This is a genomic window from Bradyrhizobium sp. (assembly GCF_036009065.1).
In the GTDB taxonomy this organism is placed as follows: domain Bacteria; phylum Pseudomonadota; class Alphaproteobacteria; order Rhizobiales; family Xanthobacteraceae; genus Bradyrhizobium.
In genome coordinates this window covers 1-18,253 of the sequence record NZ_DASYMN010000207.1, presented here as the reverse complement: position 1 = coordinate 18,253, position 18,253 = coordinate 1, and the positions used below count along the sequence as shown (strand labels likewise).

Genomic DNA, 18,253 nt, shown 5'->3' with positions numbered 1-18,253 from the left:
ATAGCGGTTGTAGCTCTGCAGCCAGCGCGCCTGCTTTTCCAGGGTCGCGATCGCCTGCGGCGACAATTCGGTCTGGTCGCTCTCGAAGAAGACGCGGTCGCCGACATTGACCACGAAATCCTGCTGGCTGCCCGGCGTCGCCGCACTTGCCATCGCGCCGTCAGCTCCAAGCGGGCTCTTGTTGGCGCAGGCGCCCATCGACAGCGCCACCGCGAGCACCGCAGCCAGTTTCAATCCCTGGAGGATACGCATCTGATGTTTCATTCCGGAGCCTCCACGCTCACGTTTTTCCAACTGTTATCCGGTCTACAGGGCGATGGTTAAGCGAACGTTCCGTCAACCTTGATGAGGTGTTGCGCAACCACATCAAATGCCGCCAATCGGCGAAAAGCCGCCGCGATAGTTAATGATTTGGAAATGTGGCGCCAAGGTGAAGGCGAGCGGCCAGGTTGCGGTCCCGCGTCATCGGCCGGCTGGAGCTCACCGCAGTTCCGGCCGAGCAATGCCCGGACTTAGTCCGAGGGGCGGTATCAAGCGCCGGCGGCCGGCGCGTGTTCGCACGACCACGCGGGACATATCCAACGGCTAACCGCGCTCGCGAGTGCGTTGGAACAGCATCCGGCGCTCAAAAGCGCTCGACCGCATCAGGGGAAACCTTTGAAACACCTTTTCCCGGATAACTGGATAATCCGCGGCCATCAGACCTACGGGCTTGAGAAGACCCGGGAACAATCTTGGTTCCCCCATCGGTTGCTGCAGAAAGACCCGACGATAGAACGCGCGGTGTTCGGGACGAACGCTGGCGAGCCCCAGATCGGCATTGAAATGACCGCACGCCACCCAGCCCAGTCTTACGGTTACATACGGAAGTTCGTGAAATGTCTTTGCTTTTTCGGGATCGGCGACGAAACGGGTCGGATCGACGATAGTCTTTCCCCGGTCAAGTTCGGGATGCAGGACGTCGCTGTACATGTCGGACGACGGAGACGTCCGGCACCCGGATGTCAGGACGCTGACCCGAATCGAGCTGTACAGCTCGCCGTGGACATGGACGCCGAAGATCCAGGTGTTTGGCGCTTCATCGTAGTGATCGGTGACCCGTTCAGACTGAGAAGGCAGGATTGCGCCCTCGCGCAGATAGGCGCGGTAGCGGAGCCGATATATTTCGTCCTTTTCTTCCGGCGTTTCTGCAAGGCGGTAGTCGACATGCTCAAGCGGGTCCGCGCTCCGTTCAGGAACCGCTTCGACGGCCTCGGCCGCAGACCTCATATGACACCCCCCTCAACCCAGACAACCACAGCGCGAATGGTAAAAGGTTAACCCGTTCTTAACTTCGATGCAAAGGGATCGAAACGTTAGGGTTAACCGGAGTTCGCCGCTTTCAGAGACCGATAAGCAAATCTCCCTGGAAACCGCGCGGTTGGGTAATAATTCTCAGGCGATCGACCGCGATGGAACCGCCTGCGGCGTTTCGCCCGGCACCCGGCGGCCGTGCGATGCGTTCAGCAGCTGACGCACCCGTGCCGCGGGAACGGGACGGCTGAACAGATAACCTTGCGCCTCGGTCACGGTGCCGTCGGCACTGATCAGCTCCAGCTGCTCGTTGGTCTCGATGCCTTCGACCACAACCGACATTCCAAGGTCGGCGCTCAGCCGCGCGACGCCGCGCAACAGCGTCAGCGGACGATCGGAATCGATGCCCTCGAGGAAGGAGCGGTCGATCTTGACCTTCTGCAGCGGGAAATTATGCAGATAGCTCAGGCTCGAATAGCCGGTGCCGAAATCATCCAGCGAGATGCGCACCCCGGCGGCGTGCAGTTGCGAGAGCGCGTCGTGGATCCATTGCGTATTGCGCAGCAGCGACGATTCGGTGATCTCGATTTCGAGACGGTTGGCGGGAAGTCCGGACACTTCGAGTGCATAGCGCACTTCGCTCAGCACGTCGCGCTGATGGAACTGCTGCGGTGAAAAATTGACCGCGACGCTGACACCCTCCGGCCAGGTCATGGCTTCCATGCAGGCCTTGCGCAGAATCCAGCGGCCGAGGTCGACGATCAGGCCCATATCTTCCGCAACCGGGATGATATCGACAGGCGAAACCGTGCCGCGTTCCGGGTGATTCCAGCGCAGCAGCGCTTCGCAGGTGGAAATCCGCCCGGATTTGAGATTGACCAGCGGCTGATAGAACAGCTCGAACTCCTCATCGGCCAACGCCTTGCGCAGATCCAGCTCCAGGATGCGGCGGGCCTCGACGGTCAGCGCCATCTCGTCGCGGAAGAAGCAGTAGGTACCGCGGCCATCGGCCTTGGCGCGATACAGCGCCATGTCGGCATTCTTCATCAGCGTGTCGGCGCTGATGCCGGGAGGCTGCGTCATCGCGATGCCGACGCTGGCGCCGATCTCCACCAGGTGATTGTCGATTTCATAGCGCTCGCTCAAGCGATCGACGATGCGGCGGGCAAGACCCGCGGCGTCTTCTTCGGATTTGATGTTCTGCTGGAATACGACGAACTCGTCGCCCCCGAAGCGCGCCACGAAATCCTCGGGGCGCAACATCTCGCGCAGGCGATCGGCCACGGCGCACAATAGTTCATCGCCGCAGGGGTGGCCCAGCGTGTCATTGACCTGCTTGAACTGATCGAGATCGATGAACAGCAACGCGGACAATCGCGCGGCGCTGTGCGAGATCGCCAGCAGCCGCTCCATTTCGTCGCGGAAGTTGACCCGGTTGGGCAGCGCCGTCAGCTCGTCATAGCGCGCGAGATGGCTGATTCTGGCTTCGGCGCTGCGCCGTTCGGTGATGTCCTCGACCAATACGACGGTGCCGCCGCCAGCCATCGGCTGAAACGTCCACGACAGCGCGCGGCCGTTGGCGCTGTCCGGGTCGGCGGTGGTGATATAACCCGCCTGCAGACTGTCGACTTCCGAGACGATCAACTTGCCGCTCGCCTCCGAAACCGTGCCGGCGCGGATGCAAGCCGCGACGATGTCGGGCGCGCCCGAGCCGCGATGCACGAGATTCTCGGACAGGCGCATCATCTCGCTGAAACGATGGTTCATCACCGCGAGGCGGCCATCGGCGCCGAACATGCACAGGCCATGCGGCATGTTGTTCAGCGCAGTGTCGAACTGAGCCGCAAGGGCGGCCTCGCGCTCGCGCGCGACGAGGGCGCGGACGAAAATCTTCTGCAGGCTTGTGGTTATGTGTTTCAGTCCGACAAAGAACAGCACGTTCAACAGCCCCAGCCCGACGTAATAGGGGCTGCCGTTCAATAGCAGCGCCACCGATAACGGGCCGCAAGCAAGCAGGGTCTGCAGATGGAATATCCATGGACGGCCATAGGTCCGGCCGGCGCCGGCCGCCATATATCCCAGTGTAACGGATACACAGATCATGTGCGCGACGGCATCGTCGCTGCCTAGCAGAGCGGCGACGCACCATATTCCCAGCGACACCGCATAAAGCATCGCGCCTATCTGATAACGGATCTCCCAATGTCCCGCTTCATTCTCCGTCAGACTGGACTTGCGGCGTTGGTATTGATTCATGTCGAGTGCGCGGCCTGCACCCGTCACGACAAGAAGTGCGACGCAAGGCCAGAGCCAGGCATCGTCCGTCTTCACGGCCGTCATGATCGCGGCGACCGCCGCGCAGAGCGCGCCCGCAAACATCGGTGCGGGATTTTGGAACAGCGAATAGACCAGCGCCGCATAGATCGACGGCGACATCTTCTGATCGGAATCCGAGTTTTGGCCAGTCAGTTGCATTGGGGCGCGCGCACGTCCTTTTTAGACGCGCAGTGTTACCTGCCGCAGATGAAGTCTTTCTGAGGGAATATCGTTACCGAGTCGTTGCCTTCGCCGAATGCGAGCAACAATCTGCCCGGCAAATCAGCAGCCTAGGCAAGCTTTGCCGGTATGCCGGCCACCAGGCGAGGCCACTTCACGATAACCATGTCACGATAATAGCGGCGACCATGCCGGATCGGATGCGAAGCCGGGAGTTGGAACGCGCAGCTCATTGCGCCCCGAAATGTCCACGGTGAACAGCGAAGGACCGCCGCTGCCGCCGGGATCGCGGAAGAACATCAGGACGCGGCCATTGGGCGCGAAGGTCGGACCTTCATTGTGGAAGCCCGAGGTGAGAAGCCGCTCGCCCGAGCCGTCGGTCTTCATGATGCCGATCGAAAACTGTCCGCCGCCCTGCTTGGTGAAGGCGATGTAATCGCCGCGCGGCGACCACACCGGGGTCGAGTAGCTGCCCTCGCCGAACGAGATGCGCTGCGCCGGGCCGCCGGTCGCCGGCATGATGTAGATTTGCGGCTTGCCGCCGCGGTCGGATTCGAAGCACAGGCGGGCACCGTCGGGCGCATAGGACGGCGAGGTATCGATGGCCGGCGTATCGGTGAGACGCGTGGTGGATTTCGAGCGCAGATCCATCACGAACAGGTTTGAATTGCCGCCCTGCTGCAGGCTCATGATGACGCGCTGTCCATCAGGGGAAAACCGCGGCGAGAACGACATGCCGGGGAAATTGCCGACGATCTCGCGCTGCCCGGTTTCGACATTGAACAGATAGACTTTGGGGTCGCCCTGCCCGAATTCCATGTAGGTGATTTCCTGGGTCGACGGCGAGAACCGCGGCGTCAAGACGAGGTCGGCGCCGCGCGTAAGATACCGCACATTGGCGCCGTCCTGGTCCATGAGCGCGAGACGCTTGACGCGCCGTTCTTTGGGTCCCGTCTCATCGACGAACACCACGCGGCTATCAAAATAGCCTTTCTCGCCGGTCAGGCGCTCGTAGATCTGGTCGGAAATGATGTGCGCGATCCGCCGCCAGTATTCCGGCGAGGTGAAATACTGCTGGCCGGTGAGCTGCTGGCCGGCAGCCACGTCCCACAGGCGGAATTCCGCCTTCAACCGTCCGTCGCCCTGCCGGGTCATGCGGCCGGTCACCAGCGCCTGCGCGTTGATGGTCTTCCAGCTTTGAAATTGCGGTGCTGCGTCGATGTTGGCGATTTTTTCGATGAAGGCGGCCTGGTCGATCGGCGCGAACAGCCCGGAGCGCTTGAGGTTGTTGGTGATGACCTGGGCGACGCCGACGCCGACTTCGCCGTCCGCCGGCGTGCCGGCGACGAAATTCGGGATCGCGATCGGCAGCGGCGCCACGGTGCCTTCGGTGACCTGCAGACGCGTTTGCGCGTTCGCCAGGGATGGCAGCAGCAATCCGGCGGCGGCGCCCGCGCCGCCCAGCAGGGCATGGCGGCGGCTCAGCATCGGCGGCGAAAGTCTGGTCGACGTCACGGACATACCTGGCTCATTTCAAACGGCATCAACTGTGAAACATCTGTTTTGGATCGAAATCGATGTCCATGTATTTCCACTGCTCGTAGGTTTCGTCGCGCAGCATGGTGTAAGGCTGGCCTTGCAGGACGGCGCGAACCGCGGCGTCCGCTGCCGCCTGATAGCGCGGCGAACTACCGGTCGAGACGATCTGCGGGGGACCGGCGAGGCGGCGGTCCGGGTTGAGCCGGATCCTTATGGTGACGAACAATTCCTCCGGCCGCTCGGTGCCGGGCTGCACGTTCCACAGGCTCGCCAGCCGCGCGCGCATGGCGTCAAGTTCGGATTGCGACAGGGTTGCCGCGGTGCCGCGCGAGCTGCCGAGCGACGCCGACGAATTCAAGCTCGCGCCGGCCGCGGCCTGCCGGGTCGGATCGCGCTTGTCGAGCAGGGCGGCGATCTTCGACTGGTCGAAGCTGCGTTCCTGCTTCGGCTTCGGCGGTTGCGGCGGCGCCGCCTTGGCTTCCGGCTTCGGCGGCGGCTTCTTGGCGTCGTCGGTTTTCAGGGCTTCCGCGATCGGATCGACCTTGGGCGGATCGGGCTTCTTCTCGATCGGCTTCGGCTCGTCCTTGGGCTTGTTCTCGGCGACCGGTTTTGGTGGATCGGGCTTCTTCTCGACCGGCTTTTCGACCGGCTTCGGCGGCGGCGTCGGAGCCACGGCGGTCTCGACCGGCGGCTTTTCGGTGATCTTGCCGACGGTATCGTCGACGGGTTTTGCGTCGGCGACTTTTTCGACCAGCGGTTTTGGCTTGTCCTTTTCGCCGGTCTTGCTGCCGGCGGTGATTTTGGAGAGCTGATCGGCCGAGATGATATCGACCGGCATCGATTCCGGCGGCGGCGCCTCCAGCGAGCGCGCGGAGAACGACACCAGCCCCCACCCGATCACGAGGACGTGCAGGGCAACCGACGCCGCCAATGTCTTGTCGACCTTCAGCTTCACTCGCGCTCTATCCCTGCTCCACCTCGGTCACCAGCGCCACCCGCCGAAAACCGGCGGCCGACAGCCGTCCCATCACCCGCATCACCGTGCCGTAGTCCACCTTCTTGTCGCCGCGCACGAAGATGCGCTCATCCAGCCCGCCGCGCGCCTCGGTGATCGCCTTCAGCTTCGGCACCAGTTCCTCGAGGCCGATCTGGGTATCGTTGAGAAACACCTGGCCTTTCAGATTGACCGACAGCGTCAGCGGGGTCTTGTCCTGGTCCAGGCTCTTGGCCTGGGTTTGCGGCAGGTCGAGGGGCACGCCGACCGTCAGCAGCGGCGCCGACACCATGAAGATGATCAGCAGCACCAGCATCACGTCCACCATCGGCGTGACGTTGATTTCCGCCATCACCGCCTTGCGCCGGCGCGCGCGGCGTCCGCCGCCGCTGGAGGCGCCCGCCCCGCTCATCGCCATGATCTTAGCCCCACGCTGGCCTCACATCATATCCCGTTCTCAGGCGCGTTCATCGATCTGGCGCGACAAAATGGCCGAAAATTCATCCGCAAACCCCTCCAGCCGCTGGGCCTGCCGGTTCACCTCGGAGATGAACTTATTGTAGAAAATTGTCGCCGGAATTGCGGCGATCAGGCCGATTGCGGTGGCAAAAAGCGCCTCCGCGATGCCGGGGGCCACCACCGCCAGCGAGGTGTTTTTGGAGGCGGCGATCGACTGGAAGCTCGACATGATGCCCCAGACCGTGCCGAACAGGCCAACAAAGGGGCCGGCGGAGCCGACCGTCGCCAGCACCAAGAGCCGCCGCTCCAGCCGCTCGATCTCGCGGGCGATCGAGACATTCATCACCTTCTCGATCCGCATTTGCAGGCCCGCAAAGGAGCGGGTCTGGCTCTCGAACGAGCGTTTCCATTCCCGCATTGCAGCGACGAAGCAGGCCGCCATCGACTGCGTCGGGTTGGCCGACAGCGCGCGGTAAAGCTCCTCGATCGACTGGCCGGACCAGAACGCCTGCTCGAACCGGTCCATCGCGCGCTTGGTGCGCGAATAGAGGAAGATCTTGTCGATCGCGATCGCCCAGACCCAGACCGAGCAGGCCAGCAGCCCCAGCATCACCGATTTGACGATCCAGTGGGCCTGCAGAAACAGCGCGATCAGCGAGACGTCGGAAGACGCCAGCGGCAAGGCTGACTGCGCCACGTCGCCTTGCGCGAATGCGGCGTTGCTTGCGGCCAACAGCGCCGCGGCGATAGAGAGGCTCGCCAATCTCGCGGTATTCATAAGCGGATTCCTCTCAACGCAAGTGTCCCCTTTTGCCCGGGCGGCTTCCGGTTCCCCGCAAAACCACGCGCCACGCACGGCGGCAGGCGCCAACGCCAAGGTTCCGATCTATCGCAAGGGGGGCCCGTCCAAAGCCGGGTCCGTAATCCCCTGCCAACATGTCAAAACGAGGGCTGATGGCGCGCCTTTGCCTGGAGTTAGCAGACGCTAATCATGGTTAAGGGGAGGTTACCAAAGGGGGATTTGGGGACGGGAAATGGGGTGGGGGAAGGGTATTGGGACGGCCGTGCCATCCTCGTTCCCCGGACGCAGCGCAGCGCGTAGCCCTTCGCGAAGCGGTGCGCTGCAGAGCCGGGGTTCAGCTTGCTTAACCGGGATCCCGGCTCTGCGGAGCGGCATGAAGAATGCCGCACGCGTCCGGGACACGCGGCGCCGCCACGCCCTCCGTCATACGCGGGCTTGACCCGCGTATCCATCGATCTTCACAAAAAGCGCTTTTCGAATTGGATGGATTGCCGGATCAAGTCCGGCAATGACGCCGTGTTTGTGGAAGCCCATGCGCCGGATTATCATTGCGCAGAGGAAGAAACTGATGCCCCGCCCCGCGATACATCCCGGCGAAATCCTCGCCGACGAACTCTACGAACTGAGCGTCACGCCGACCGAATTGTCGCGGCAGCTCGCCGTTCCGCCGAACCGCATCTCGCAAATCATCCAGGGCAAGCGCGCCATCACCGGCGACACTGCGCTTCGGCTCGGCCGCTGGTTCCAGACCAGCGCGCAATTCTGGCTCAACCTGCAATCGGCGTATGATTCTGCGCGTTCGAGATAGGTTTTGCAGTCATTGCGCGGAGCGAAGCGACTAAAGCATGATGAATTTAGTTGGAGCGCGCGTCACCTCTCCCCTGCGAGGAGAGGTGAAGTCGGAGCGCAGCGCAGGCTTCGGGTGAGGCGACTCTCCACACGCTCGTACTTGCGGACAAAGCCCCTCACCCGGATCGCATCTGACGATGCGATCCGACCTCTCCCCTGCGGGGAGAGGTGAAGGGAGCCGCGTCAACCTAAATTTATCGCGCGCTAAGTCGAGAGATGAGGCGTTCCTGCTAGCTAATTCGGCGAGGAGGCTGTCACGTGGTCTGCTATGTGCGATTCGAACTAACCCGCCTGCAGCGCAACCAGATACGCCAGATCACAGATTGAAGGAGGGCTGCAGCGACCCTCGTAAATCTTCCAAACGACGGACGAAATGAATTTTGTTGTTGATGCTGCGATAATCGCTCTCGTCGCAATGGCGAAGCAACATTTGTACGTCATTCGCTTGTTTTAGGATGTGGAATGTTTTGTCTGGTCCGTAATAAACGACAACCGCTTTACCATTTTTCATAAGCTCCAGCACGTTGTTGATGGAGCTCGCACTTTTACCGTCCCAAAGTACAAAACCGTAATCGGACTCAAGGGCCATTGCCTTGTCTTTCTGAGTATAAAAATCACGTCCCTTAAGCTTGGAGTCGACATCGATATTTCTGACGGGCCAGTTGCCTATGTTGTTACGACAGACGCTACCTACACAAAATACGACGACCTTTTCGTAACACGATTCCGCCAGATAACCTTGAAGAGCCTTGTCCGCACCGTTCGCGTCTCCGATGATGACATCAAAACGCTGATCAATGACGTTTTTCAGCCGAAAACGAATCAAATCGTTTAGTCTACTGATTGTTCGCGAGCCAGATAAAAAGACCGTAGTCATCGGTTACTCCGAGTCTTTGTCATTGTCAGAACACTGACCTTTTCCGCTTTCGCTTTTTTAACAACAAATCTGTTGCGACTCGCAGAGTTGCTCCTGATCGATAGGATCATCTACCAAAAGCACCTTCTTCCCAGCAAGAAGCTCTTTGCCTTCAATGGAAAGCGATTCTTGCAGGAGCTTTTCCCGTTCTTCGGGATCATCAACGTTCTTGAGCTGTTTTCCACCCGCAGCCTTTGCTAAAAAATTTGGAAGTACCTTGACGCCGCGATGTTTTCCCAACGCACTCGCGATTTCTGTAACGGGCTGGAACGGACGAGACTTATCCGTCGGTGGAATTGGTATGATGTAGTCAAATTGCTCGACACCCTTAATCTTGTCTAGCAAGGTTACGATTGCTGACGCCCGCCCGCCCCTAGCCTCCCCACAATCGGCTTCAGCAGCTGCGGCGACAGATAAATCGGAAACTGCGACAGCGCGAAATACAGCCAGGTCAGGCCAGGCAGCGCGCCGCCGGTGGCGGCGACCATCAGGCCCATGTTGCGCTGGGAGACCAGCAGGCCGAGCGCCAGCGCGCGCTGGTGGCCCAAGCGGCGGAACACCAGCATGGTCGCGCCGACCAGGGCGAAGAAAGTCGCGAAGGCGAGCAGCGTCAGCCCTGCGACCTGCAGCGGGTCGGACCAGAGGTCGCCGGCGACCGACCCCATCACGGCGCTGACGAACACCAGGAGGATAACGATGTTGACGCCGTCGATCGGCTCGCGGTGGCGGCGGATCGCGGCGATGCCGAACATCCAACGGATCGTCATCGCGACGCCGAGCGAGCCGGCCAGCATCAAGGCAAGCTTGAGCCCCAGCGCCAGCGGCGACAGCGTCAGCGCCGTGCCGAAAAACATCCAGGCGAACAGCGGCGCGGTCAGCGGCACTAAAGCGGTGCCGGTCACCAGCGTGATCAGCGCCAGCGTCGACTCGAGGCCCATCAGCGCCGCCAGCGCCGGTGCGGCCATCATCGGCGAGGCCACCGCCTGCAGCATCAGCGCCAGAAACAGATCCGGCGAGGATTTGTCGACGCCCGCCGCGAGACAGCCGATGCCGATCATCGCCGGCACCGCGATCATGGTCCAGGCGGATGCTGCAATCACGATGCCGGGCCGCCTCAAATGCTCGCGCAATGCTGCGACATCGACGCGCATGAACGAGATGACCAGCAGCAGGAAGATCGCTTCGGCGACATAAGGCTTCAGCAGTTCGCCGAGCGGCGGCAGCGCGATGCCGATCAGCACCAACGCCGCGACGGCGCGGGTGCCCTGCCGGCCGAGCCATGCGAGGGCGCGCACGGGCAAGGCGAAGCAGTTGAGCAAAGCGGCAGGCATGACGTTCTCCTGCCCCGCGTCATACGCGGGCTTGACCCGCGTAGCCATCCTGAAGCCGTCATTCCGGGATGCGCCGCTTGCGCGGCGGCGCGGGAACGCAAGCGCTTGGCTGTTTGAATCGTCGAATCGAAATTTGAAGCGAGGCACCTCTTAAACCTCGCCCCGCTCTTTCGCGGGGAGAGAGCCTGCCCTCGGGCTTGATCCGAGGGTCGGCGCGAAGCGCCGGGTGAGGGGCCGGGCAGTGGGCTCACCAAACCAAAAACCTATCAGGTCGAAAGGCCTTCAGCGCAATTGGCCGACCCGAGAACCTCCATCGTGTTCGAATCACTGCCTGGCCCCTCACCCGAAGCCTTCGCTGCGCTACGGCTTCGACCTCTCCCCGCAAGAGCGGGGCGAGGTTGAAAAACAAAACCGCCCACTTGCTTGCGCGAGTGGGCAGCTGTGTCGCCGTCAGGTGAAGGGGGCGCTTGCGCCTTTAAGCGACAAACCTTGGCTAATTCTTCAACCTTAACTCTGCGGCGCGTCGTTCGGCGGGGTCGGACGCGGGCGGTGCTGCGCCATGAACGCGTCGAACTCTTCCTTGTCCTTGGCGTGACGCAGGCGATCGAGGAAGTTGCGGAATTCAACCTGCTCTTCCTCGAGCCGGCGCAGCGTGTCGGTGCGATATTCGTCGAAGGCGCGGTTGCCGGATGTGGGCGGGCCGAACGGAAAGCCGCGGCGCTCCATGCGGCCGCGCATCCGCTCCATCTTGTCCTGCATGCGCGCCATCTTGTTCTCGAAACGGTCCGAGTGAGTCCAGCAACCCATTTTTCTGCTCCCGATTGTGTAGAAGAGAAGTGCAAGGCCGATCGGCCACCAGAAGATGAAGCCCAGCACGGTGAGCGCGATCCAGCCGGGATGCCAAGGATTTTCAAAGAGATGCGGGCGGTAAGGCTGTTCAACCGGGCCGCGCCATTGATTGACATCTGCGGTGTAGGCCATGTTCCTCTCCATGACGGCATCTGCCGTTGTGAATGTAAATAACATTTACATAGCTAGCGCAATCCGTAATTTTGTCAAGCGGGGGTGCCAAAGGTCCGCTCACATTATGTTGAGCGGGTGCCCCAAGGACTTGGAGGCGGACTTGGAGGCGGACCAGGAGGCGGTTGATCCGGCTGCGGTTTCCGGCGGTCGGTCGGAAAGCCGAGCCCGCGCAAATAAATCAGCATTTCCGCTTCAAGCAGCTCCTCCGCCGACATCGGCAGCTTGCGCCGCGCGCCGTCGCCGCGGGCGAACAGCGAAGCTACGCCGTGCGACATCGACCAGATATGCAGCGCCATCATCAGCGCCGGCGGACGCGTCGCGCCGGGCGGCGCCAGCGCGGCGAGGCGTTCGGCGGCGGCGCGGATGATGCCGAAGGCACGCTCGCCGGCGGCCTGCAGCGCAGGGTTAAGATCGACGGGAAGCCCGGATTCGAACATCGCCGAATAGAACGCCGGCTCCTCGCGCGCGAATTTCAGATAGGCTTTGCCGACGCGCTCGAACGCAGTGACGGTGTCGGGGCGGCCGTCGTCCCACGCCGCGTTCAGCGTCGATTCGAACATCTCAAAGCCGCGTTGCGCGATGCTCGACAGCAATTCATCGCGGTCGCGAAAATGCCGGTAGGGGGCTGCGGGGCTGACGCCGGCCATGCGCGCGGCGTCGGCAAAGGTGAATCCGGCCGCACCCTTCTCCGCGATCAGGCCGAGCGCCGCCTGCAGCAGCGCCTCTTTCAGATTGCCGTGATGGTAGCCGCGCTCGGCGCGGCGCGATTCCTTGCGCCAGCTCATGTGAAAGACTTTTACATGAGCCGCGTCAAAAGGTCACGAGAAATGGCCGCATCCGGCTTCGGCGCTCTCAGGGCGATTTTGGCGAGCGATCAACGCGTTAGTATCGGTCCGGGCCGGAAGCTACTTCTTGCGATTGTCGTGCGGCAAAGCGGCGGCGGATCGTGATTTGCCATCCGTCACCGGCGAAAAAGCCGTGATACCGCCTAAGCTCGGGATTTCTTTTGCATTTTCTCGAATCCCGCGGCCGCCTGTTGCACATCCTCAGGAAAATCGGCCATTTCCTGCACCTGGCGGATTTCGATCGTCTCGTTCGGTCCGGCCGGGCATTTTTTCGCCCAGGCGATCGCCTCGTCGCGCGAAGCGACGGCGATCATCCAGTAGCCGCCGAGCACTTCCTTGGCCTCGGTGAAGGGACCGTCGGTGACCAGCGGCTTGCCGCCGGCGAACGACACCCGCGCGCCCATCGACGGCGGATGCAGGCCGTCGAGCGTGATCAGCACGCCGGCCTCTTTCAGCGCCTCGTTGTACTTCATCATCGCGGCCACCGCGTCGGCCGGCGGCATGGTGCCCGGCGCGCTCGTAGCCTTTCGGAATCATCAGCATCATGAATCGCATGGTGGGTCCTCGTATTGAATGAGTGAGCGCGGTTACGTCCTTGCCTTCGCGCGCAGGCGTTCTTCCTGCTCGCGCAGTTCGGGGGTCAGCGCCTCGCCGAAATCGTCGGCCGAGAATATTTGCCGGATTTCGATCTCTGCGCCGCCGTCGAACGGCGCGCGCTTCATCCAGTCGATCGCCTCATCCAGCGATTTCGTTTCGATCAGCCAGAAGCCGGCGATCAGATCGCCGGAGAGCGCAAACGGACCGCGCGTCACCGCGGGCGTGGCGCCGGAATATTTGACCCGCGCGCCTTTCGAGGTCGGATGCAATCCCTCGCCGGCCAGCATCACGCCGGCCTTGACCATCTCCTCGTTGAATTTCCCCATCGCCGTCAGCAATTCCCTGCTCGGCATCACGCCTGCCTCGGAATCCCGGCTGGCCTTCACAATCACCATGAATCGCATGAAGTCGCTCCGTTCAGGTTACGTCTTGCCGCAGCGTCTGGACGGCGGCTGTATCATGAAGACGGGCGAGGGTTTATGGCCCCGACATTTTTCCGGAAATTATTTCAGGGGCGCTGCGGCAGATTCTCCGTAGCCCGGATGAGCGCAGCGATATCCGGGACTGCGCTAAAGACCCCGGATATCGCTGCGCTCATCCGGGCTACGGTTCTACGATCCCCATCGCCGCACCATCTCCGCAGCGCCCTCCGGCATCGCCTCGAACACCGGCGATGCCAGCACGGCGTGAATGTGCAGCGTCACCGTGCCGGAATTGCGGAAACCATGATTGCGGCCGGCGGGAACGATCAGCGACTGGCCGGCGGAGACGATGGCGCGGAGATCGTCCAGCCACATTTCGGCTTCGCCTTCGAGCACGGTCAGCACTTCCTCGACCGGATGGCTGTGGGTCGGCGCGCCGTTTCCGGGCGCGATCCATTGTTCGAAGATGCAGAGTTGCGCTGCGCCATTGACGGCGGAGACGCGCATGCGGGTTTCCACGCCCGGCCGCCATTGTTCGGGGGGCGCGTCGCGGGGGTCGATGATCTGCATGAATGCATCCTCTTAGTCCGTAGGGCGGGCAAAGGCGCTTTTGCGCCGTGCCCACCATCTTGCTCCCGCGCGTGTTGCGAGGTGGTGGGCCCGCTTCGCTTTGCGCACCCTACGACCTATAACACTGTCCGAATATTGCGGAGATGGACGGATGACGGAACTCAAAAAAGTCGCGCTGGTGACCGGGGCTGCGCGCGGCATCGGGCTCAGCGTCGCGAAAAAATTTCTTGCCGAGGGCTGGCGCGTCGCGCTGCTCGATATCGAGGGCGAGTTGCTGCGCGCCGCGCGGGCGGCGCTTGACGATGCGGACGACACGCTTGCGCTGCAATGCGACGTCTCCGATGCCGGCCTGGTGGCCTCGGCGCTGTCGGCGGTGAGCATCCGCTTCGGCCGGCTCGACGCGCTGGTCAACAATGCAGGCGTCGCGGTGTTCGCGCCGCTGCTGGAAACCACCGACCACGACTGGAACCGGGTGCTGGCGGTCAATCTCACCGGGCCATTTCTCTGCACCAAGGCCGCGGTGCCGCTGATGCGCGAGCATGGCGGCGGCGCCATCGTCAATATTACGTCGATTTCCGCCGTCCGCGCCTCGACGCTGCGCACCGCCTACGGCACCAGCAAGGCTGGGCTGGCGCATCTCACCAAGCAGTTCGCGGTCGAACTCGCCGGTTTTGGCATCCGCGTCAACGGCGTGGCGCCCGGCCCGGTCGAGACCGCGATGGCCAGGCAGGTTCACACCCCGGAGATCCGCGCCGATTATCACGCCGCGATTCCACTCAACCGCTACGGCCTCGAGGAGGAGCTGGCGGAGGCGGTGTTTTTCCTGTGCAGCGACCGCGCCAGCTACATCACCGGACAGATTCTCGGCGTCGACGGCGGCTTCGACGCCGCGGGCATCGGCCTGCCGACGCTCAGAGGAGAGCGGAGGAATTCGTAGGGTGCGGCCGTCATCCGCGCGAAGGCGGGACCCATAACCCCTGGCGTTGCTTGTTACGGAAGGCCTCCGCCCCGTGCCGAAACGAGGCGACACGGCGTATGGGTCCCCGCCCTTTGCGGGGACGACCGGCGGCGATGTGGTCGCGCTTGTGATGAGCCCTCACGCTGAACTTGCAGCGCGCTTCGCCTTTGCCTAGCTAATATCGTCATCCGGATCGAAGGAGCCGCGCATGCGCGCAGCTTTCGCAACATCAGCACTGCTCGCGGTCGCGCTGCTCGCCGCCGCGCCGGCCTCGGCCGAGGTGCGCATCCTCGCCAGCCCCGGGGGCGAGGTCGGTCCGTTTCTCGACCTGTTCGCGCGGGTGCGCGCCTCCGGCGAGCGCGTGGTGATCGACGGGCCGTGCCTGTCGGCCTGCACGCTGGTGCTGTCGAGCGTGCCGAACAACCGCATCTGCGTGACCCGCCGCGCCGTGCTCGGCTTTCACGCCGCGCGCTCGATAGATGCGCGCGGAAGAATGTATGCCGAGCCCGAAGCCTCGGCGGCGGTGCTGCAGGCCTACCCGTCCGCGGTGCGTAGCTGGATCCGCCGCCACGGCGGCCTCACCTCGCGCGTGCTGCTGCTGCGCGGCCGCGAGCTCGCGGCGATCTATCCGGCGTGCCGGTGAAATGCGTAGCGCTCATTTTTCTCTTCGTCATAGCCGGGCTTGTCCCGGCCATCCACGTCTCAAAGGCTTCAAGGTCAGAAACACGTGGATGCCCGGGACAAGCCCGGGCACGACGAATTGAGATGCCTCACATCTCCATCGGGCAGATCACCATCCAGGGAATTCCGAACTTGTCGACGCACATCCCAAACCCCTTGGCGAAGAAGGTCGGCGCGAAAGCCATGTTCTCCGTGCCGCCCTCGCTAAGCGCCTTGAACTTCTTCTCGGCGTCGGCGGGATCGTCGACCGTCAGCGTGACCGAAAATCCCTGCGGCTTCCGGAAATGATCAGGCGGTGAATCGGAGCCCATCAGGATGTCGCCGTCGAAGGTAATCCGCGCGTGCATGATCTTCTTCTTCCAATCCGGCGGCATCGGCATGTCCGGCGGCGCGCTCTCATGCGTCATCATCACCTCGATCTTGCCGCCGGCGGCCTGCTCGTAGAACTTGAACGCCGATTCGCAATTGCCGTCGTAATGCAGGTAGGGATTGACTTGCATGGGTAGGCTCCTTTCGTGGGGTGAAGACTTGCAGCATTCCGGGCCACACATTCCGCCGTCATCCTGAGGAGCCGCGCGCTTGCGCGGCGTCTCGAAGGACGCAGACGAAGTGCGTGTGGGCATCCTTCGAGACGCGCGCCCAAGAGGGCACGCTCCTCAGGATGACGGTAATGTTCGGTGCGGTCCCGGCGCTGCGAAGCGGCACTACGTGCCGCACCGCGTCCGGGTCATGTCTCCACAACGCGTTTCAGATTGGCGAGGCCTGCCGCAAAATCCTTGCCGACCATATTGTCCATGTTCATGAACACCTGCATCACTTTCGACATCAAGGGCGCCGGACCATGCATCCGCCATGTGACATTTGTTGAACCGCCTTGCGGCAACAGCGTGAATTCGGCGGTGTTGTGGGCCTCGAAGGGTTTCAGGAAATCCAGCTTGATCACCACCTTGTCCGGCGCCGGCGCATCGAGGATTTCCATGCGGCCGGAGCCGACATTCTTGTTGCCGTTCCACGCATAGACCGCGCCCTTGCCGCGCTCGGCGCCGCTGAAGCTGCGCTGCATCGCAGGGTCCCGGTTTTCATAGGGTGACCACGATCCCCACTGGTGGAAATCGTCGATCAGCGGAAAGATCTTTTCCGGCGGCGCCTTGATGGCGGCCGAACGTTCGACCCGAAACGTGCCGGGTTTTCGCGACGCAAGAATCAGCACCACGGCGATGGCAAGCGCGAGAATGACGGCGATGGTGACAAGGATCTCGAACATGGCTGGCTCCGGACAAACGGGGCGGTCAATCTAGCCCAGGGACGAACCGCGCGGCGCCGTTCCGACAGCCCGGCCGAAATTTTTTGCGGCCCGTGCCCCGGACGCAGCGCAGTGCGCCGCCTCTTTGCGGCGTGGTGCGCTGCAGAGCCGGGGCCCAGCTATCTTCGCTAAACCGGGGTCCCGGCTCTCGCGGAGCGGCATGAAGAATGCCGCACCGCGTCCGGGACACGGGACGAGCACATCATCCCTACCGCTAGTCCGACAGCGTTTCGGCGAGCTTGTCGTAATATTTGGTGACGAGGTCGATGTTGCCCTTGTTCTCGATCACGGGCGCCGGCGTTTTCAGCGCCGCGTTCATTTCGGCCAGCGCCTGCTTCTTGTCCTTGGGCAACATCTTCTTGTCGGCCTGGACGGCTGCGATCTGCGCCTTCAGCACGGCTTCGGCGCCGACATACTGCTTGGTCGCCGGATCGAAGCCGGCGAGCACCATGCTGACGTTGTCGGTGACGTCGTTGTATTCGGCGGTGCCGGCAAAGCCGTTCTTCTTTGCGACCGCGTCGAGCTGCGCGTCCACTTTCGGATCGGGCTTGGCGTTGTCCGGGATCTTGTCGGTGATCGCATCGATCTCCTTGGATGCCGCAAGCACGCCCTCGATCTGCTTTTCGGTCAGCGCGATCTGCTTCATCGGCGCGGGCGCGGGTGGCGGCGCGGCCTGCTGCTTGGCGGCCGGCGCCGGGGCCTTTTTCGGCGCCTGCTGCTTGGCCTGCGCGAAGGCGGCCGAGTTCGGCACAGCAGCCAATGTCATCGCAAGGCCAGCAATGCTCAGCGCGGCGGCAACGGAGCGAACGATCTCACGCATGGAATTCTCCTTAGCTGCAGGGGGGTGTGGACGCCGGAGGGGCTTTTCAATGGGTCTTTGGCGGCCGGAGATGGTTCAACACGGACGACGGCACTCGAAGCTGGCGGCAAATCATGACCGAATAGCAGATGCGCGGTGGCCCGCAGGCACAAAAAAACGCCGCCTCCCCGAAGGGAAGCGGCGTTTTGTCGGGTCGTGACACGTAAAGAGGAAATGCTTTGTCCTTGGCAGGCCTGGCAGCGACCTACTCTCCCAGGGCTTAAGCCATAGTACCATTGGCGCTGAGGAGTTTAACGGCCGAGTTCGGGATGGGATCGGGTTCAAGCTCCTCGCTAGAACCACCAGGCCGGCGAAG

Annotated in this window: 19 protein-coding genes, 1 rRNA gene and 2 pseudogenes; 3 read left to right on the top strand and 19 right to left on the bottom strand. The window is 62.6% G+C overall.

What is annotated here, in order from left to right; genetic code table 11:
- From VGP39_RS12900 to tolQ, 7 genes and pseudogenes are all read right to left on the bottom strand, one after another.
- Positions 1–264 (bottom strand): annotated as a pseudogene (locus VGP39_RS12900) (peptidoglycan-associated lipoprotein); the annotation flags it as partial.
- Positions 265–585: 321 nt separating this feature from the next.
- Complete coding sequence (locus VGP39_RS12895) at positions 586–1,269, bottom strand: N-acyl amino acid synthase FeeM domain-containing protein (RefSeq protein WP_327568497.1); 684 nt, start codon at positions 1,267–1,269, stop codon at positions 586–588.
- Positions 1,270–1,434: 165 nt separating this feature from the next.
- Positions 1,435–3,768 carry a putative bifunctional diguanylate cyclase/phosphodiesterase gene (locus VGP39_RS12890; RefSeq protein WP_327568496.1) on the bottom strand — a complete coding sequence of 778 codons (2,334 nt, stop codon included), beginning with the start codon at positions 3,766–3,768 and terminating at the stop codon, positions 1,435–1,437.
- 189 nt (positions 3,769–3,957) lie between these two features.
- Complete coding sequence (gene tolB / locus VGP39_RS12885) at positions 3,958–5,277, bottom strand: Tol-Pal system beta propeller repeat protein TolB (RefSeq protein ID WP_327568499.1); 1,320 nt, start codon at positions 5,275–5,277, stop codon at positions 3,958–3,960.
- A 55-nt stretch (positions 5,278–5,332) separates the two neighbouring features.
- Entirely contained in the window at positions 5,333–6,277 is a 945-nt protein-coding gene (locus VGP39_RS12880) for a protein TolA (protein WP_327568498.1), read from the bottom strand.
- Positions 6,278–6,290: 13 nt separating this feature from the next.
- On the bottom strand, positions 6,291–6,740 hold the full coding sequence (tolR, locus tag VGP39_RS12875; RefSeq protein WP_327568495.1) for a protein TolR: 450 nt from the start codon (positions 6,738–6,740) through the stop codon (positions 6,291–6,293).
- A gap of 39 nt (positions 6,741–6,779) precedes the next feature.
- A complete protein-coding gene (tolQ, locus tag VGP39_RS12870; protein ID WP_327568494.1) occupies positions 6,780–7,559 on the bottom strand; it encodes a protein TolQ in 780 nt (259 codons plus the stop codon).
- 592 nt (positions 7,560–8,151) lie between these two features.
- Here tolQ and VGP39_RS12865 point away from each other — a divergent pair.
- On the top strand, positions 8,152–8,391 hold the full coding sequence (locus VGP39_RS12865) for a HigA family addiction module antitoxin (RefSeq protein ID WP_414644654.1): 240 nt from the start codon (positions 8,152–8,154) through the stop codon (positions 8,389–8,391).
- 357 nt (positions 8,392–8,748) lie between these two features.
- On the opposite strand, the gene VGP39_RS12860 is transcribed toward VGP39_RS12865, so the two are convergent.
- From VGP39_RS12860 to VGP39_RS12825, 8 genes and pseudogenes are all read right to left on the bottom strand, one after another.
- Positions 8,749–9,309 carry a hypothetical protein gene (locus tag VGP39_RS12860; protein WP_327568493.1) on the bottom strand — a complete coding sequence of 187 codons (561 nt, stop codon included), beginning with the start codon at positions 9,307–9,309 and terminating at the stop codon, positions 8,749–8,751.
- Between the two features lie 57 nt (positions 9,310–9,366).
- Positions 9,367–9,693, bottom strand: coding sequence for a hypothetical protein (locus VGP39_RS12855; protein WP_327568492.1), 327 nt, complete (start codon positions 9,691–9,693; stop codon positions 9,367–9,369).
- A 2-nt stretch (positions 9,694–9,695) separates the two neighbouring features.
- Positions 9,696–10,679, bottom strand: coding sequence for a Na+-dependent transporter (locus VGP39_RS12850; RefSeq protein WP_327568491.1), 984 nt, complete (start codon positions 10,677–10,679; stop codon positions 9,696–9,698).
- Between the two features lie 507 nt (positions 10,680–11,186).
- Positions 11,187–11,660: a DUF2852 domain-containing protein gene (locus tag VGP39_RS12845; RefSeq protein ID WP_327568490.1), complete on the bottom strand. Its 474-nt coding sequence runs from the start codon at positions 11,658–11,660 to the stop codon at positions 11,187–11,189.
- A gap of 104 nt (positions 11,661–11,764) precedes the next feature.
- Positions 11,765–12,487 (bottom strand): TetR/AcrR family transcriptional regulator, encoded by a 723-nt coding sequence (locus VGP39_RS12840; protein WP_327568489.1) that lies wholly within the window; start codon positions 12,485–12,487, stop codon positions 11,765–11,767.
- Between the two features lie 203 nt (positions 12,488–12,690).
- Positions 12,691–13,102, bottom strand: a pseudogene (locus VGP39_RS12835) (YciI family protein).
- 32 nt (positions 13,103–13,134) lie between these two features.
- Positions 13,135–13,548, bottom strand: coding sequence for a YciI family protein (locus tag VGP39_RS12830; protein ID WP_327568488.1), 414 nt, complete (start codon positions 13,546–13,548; stop codon positions 13,135–13,137).
- Positions 13,549–13,755: 207 nt separating this feature from the next.
- A complete protein-coding gene (locus VGP39_RS12825; RefSeq protein WP_327568487.1) occupies positions 13,756–14,136 on the bottom strand; it encodes a cupin domain-containing protein in 381 nt (126 codons plus the stop codon).
- A 151-nt stretch (positions 14,137–14,287) separates the two neighbouring features.
- Here VGP39_RS12825 and VGP39_RS12820 point away from each other — a divergent pair, with 151 nt between their 5' ends.
- Together VGP39_RS12820 and VGP39_RS12815 are read left to right on the top strand one after the other, a co-directional pair.
- Positions 14,288–15,073 carry an SDR family oxidoreductase gene (locus tag VGP39_RS12820; protein WP_327568486.1) on the top strand — a complete coding sequence of 262 codons (786 nt, stop codon included), beginning with the start codon at positions 14,288–14,290 and terminating at the stop codon, positions 15,071–15,073.
- A gap of 229 nt (positions 15,074–15,302) precedes the next feature.
- Entirely contained in the window at positions 15,303–15,737 is a 435-nt protein-coding gene (locus VGP39_RS12815) for a hypothetical protein (RefSeq protein WP_327568485.1), read from the top strand.
- Positions 15,738–15,864: 127 nt separating this feature from the next.
- Here the strand turns inward: VGP39_RS12815 and VGP39_RS12810 are convergent, their stop codons facing one another.
- The 4 genes from VGP39_RS12810 to rrf form a co-directional block, all read right to left on the bottom strand.
- The gene (locus tag VGP39_RS12810) at positions 15,865–16,275 is read right to left on the bottom strand and encodes a VOC family protein (RefSeq protein WP_327568484.1); all 411 of its coding nucleotides are present in this window, start codon (positions 16,273–16,275) and stop codon (positions 15,865–15,867) included.
- Between the two features lie 227 nt (positions 16,276–16,502).
- Positions 16,503–17,039, bottom strand: a complete 537-nt coding sequence (locus tag VGP39_RS12805) for an SRPBCC family protein (protein ID WP_327568483.1) — start codon at positions 17,037–17,039, stop codon at positions 16,503–16,505.
- A 253-nt stretch (positions 17,040–17,292) separates the two neighbouring features.
- A complete protein-coding gene (locus VGP39_RS12800; RefSeq protein ID WP_327568482.1) occupies positions 17,293–17,898 on the bottom strand; it encodes a hypothetical protein in 606 nt (201 codons plus the stop codon).
- A 231-nt stretch (positions 17,899–18,129) separates the two neighbouring features.
- Positions 18,130–18,244: ribosomal RNA gene (rrf, locus tag VGP39_RS12795) — 5S ribosomal RNA — on the bottom strand.
- Between the last annotated feature and the right edge of the window lie 9 nt (positions 18,245–18,253).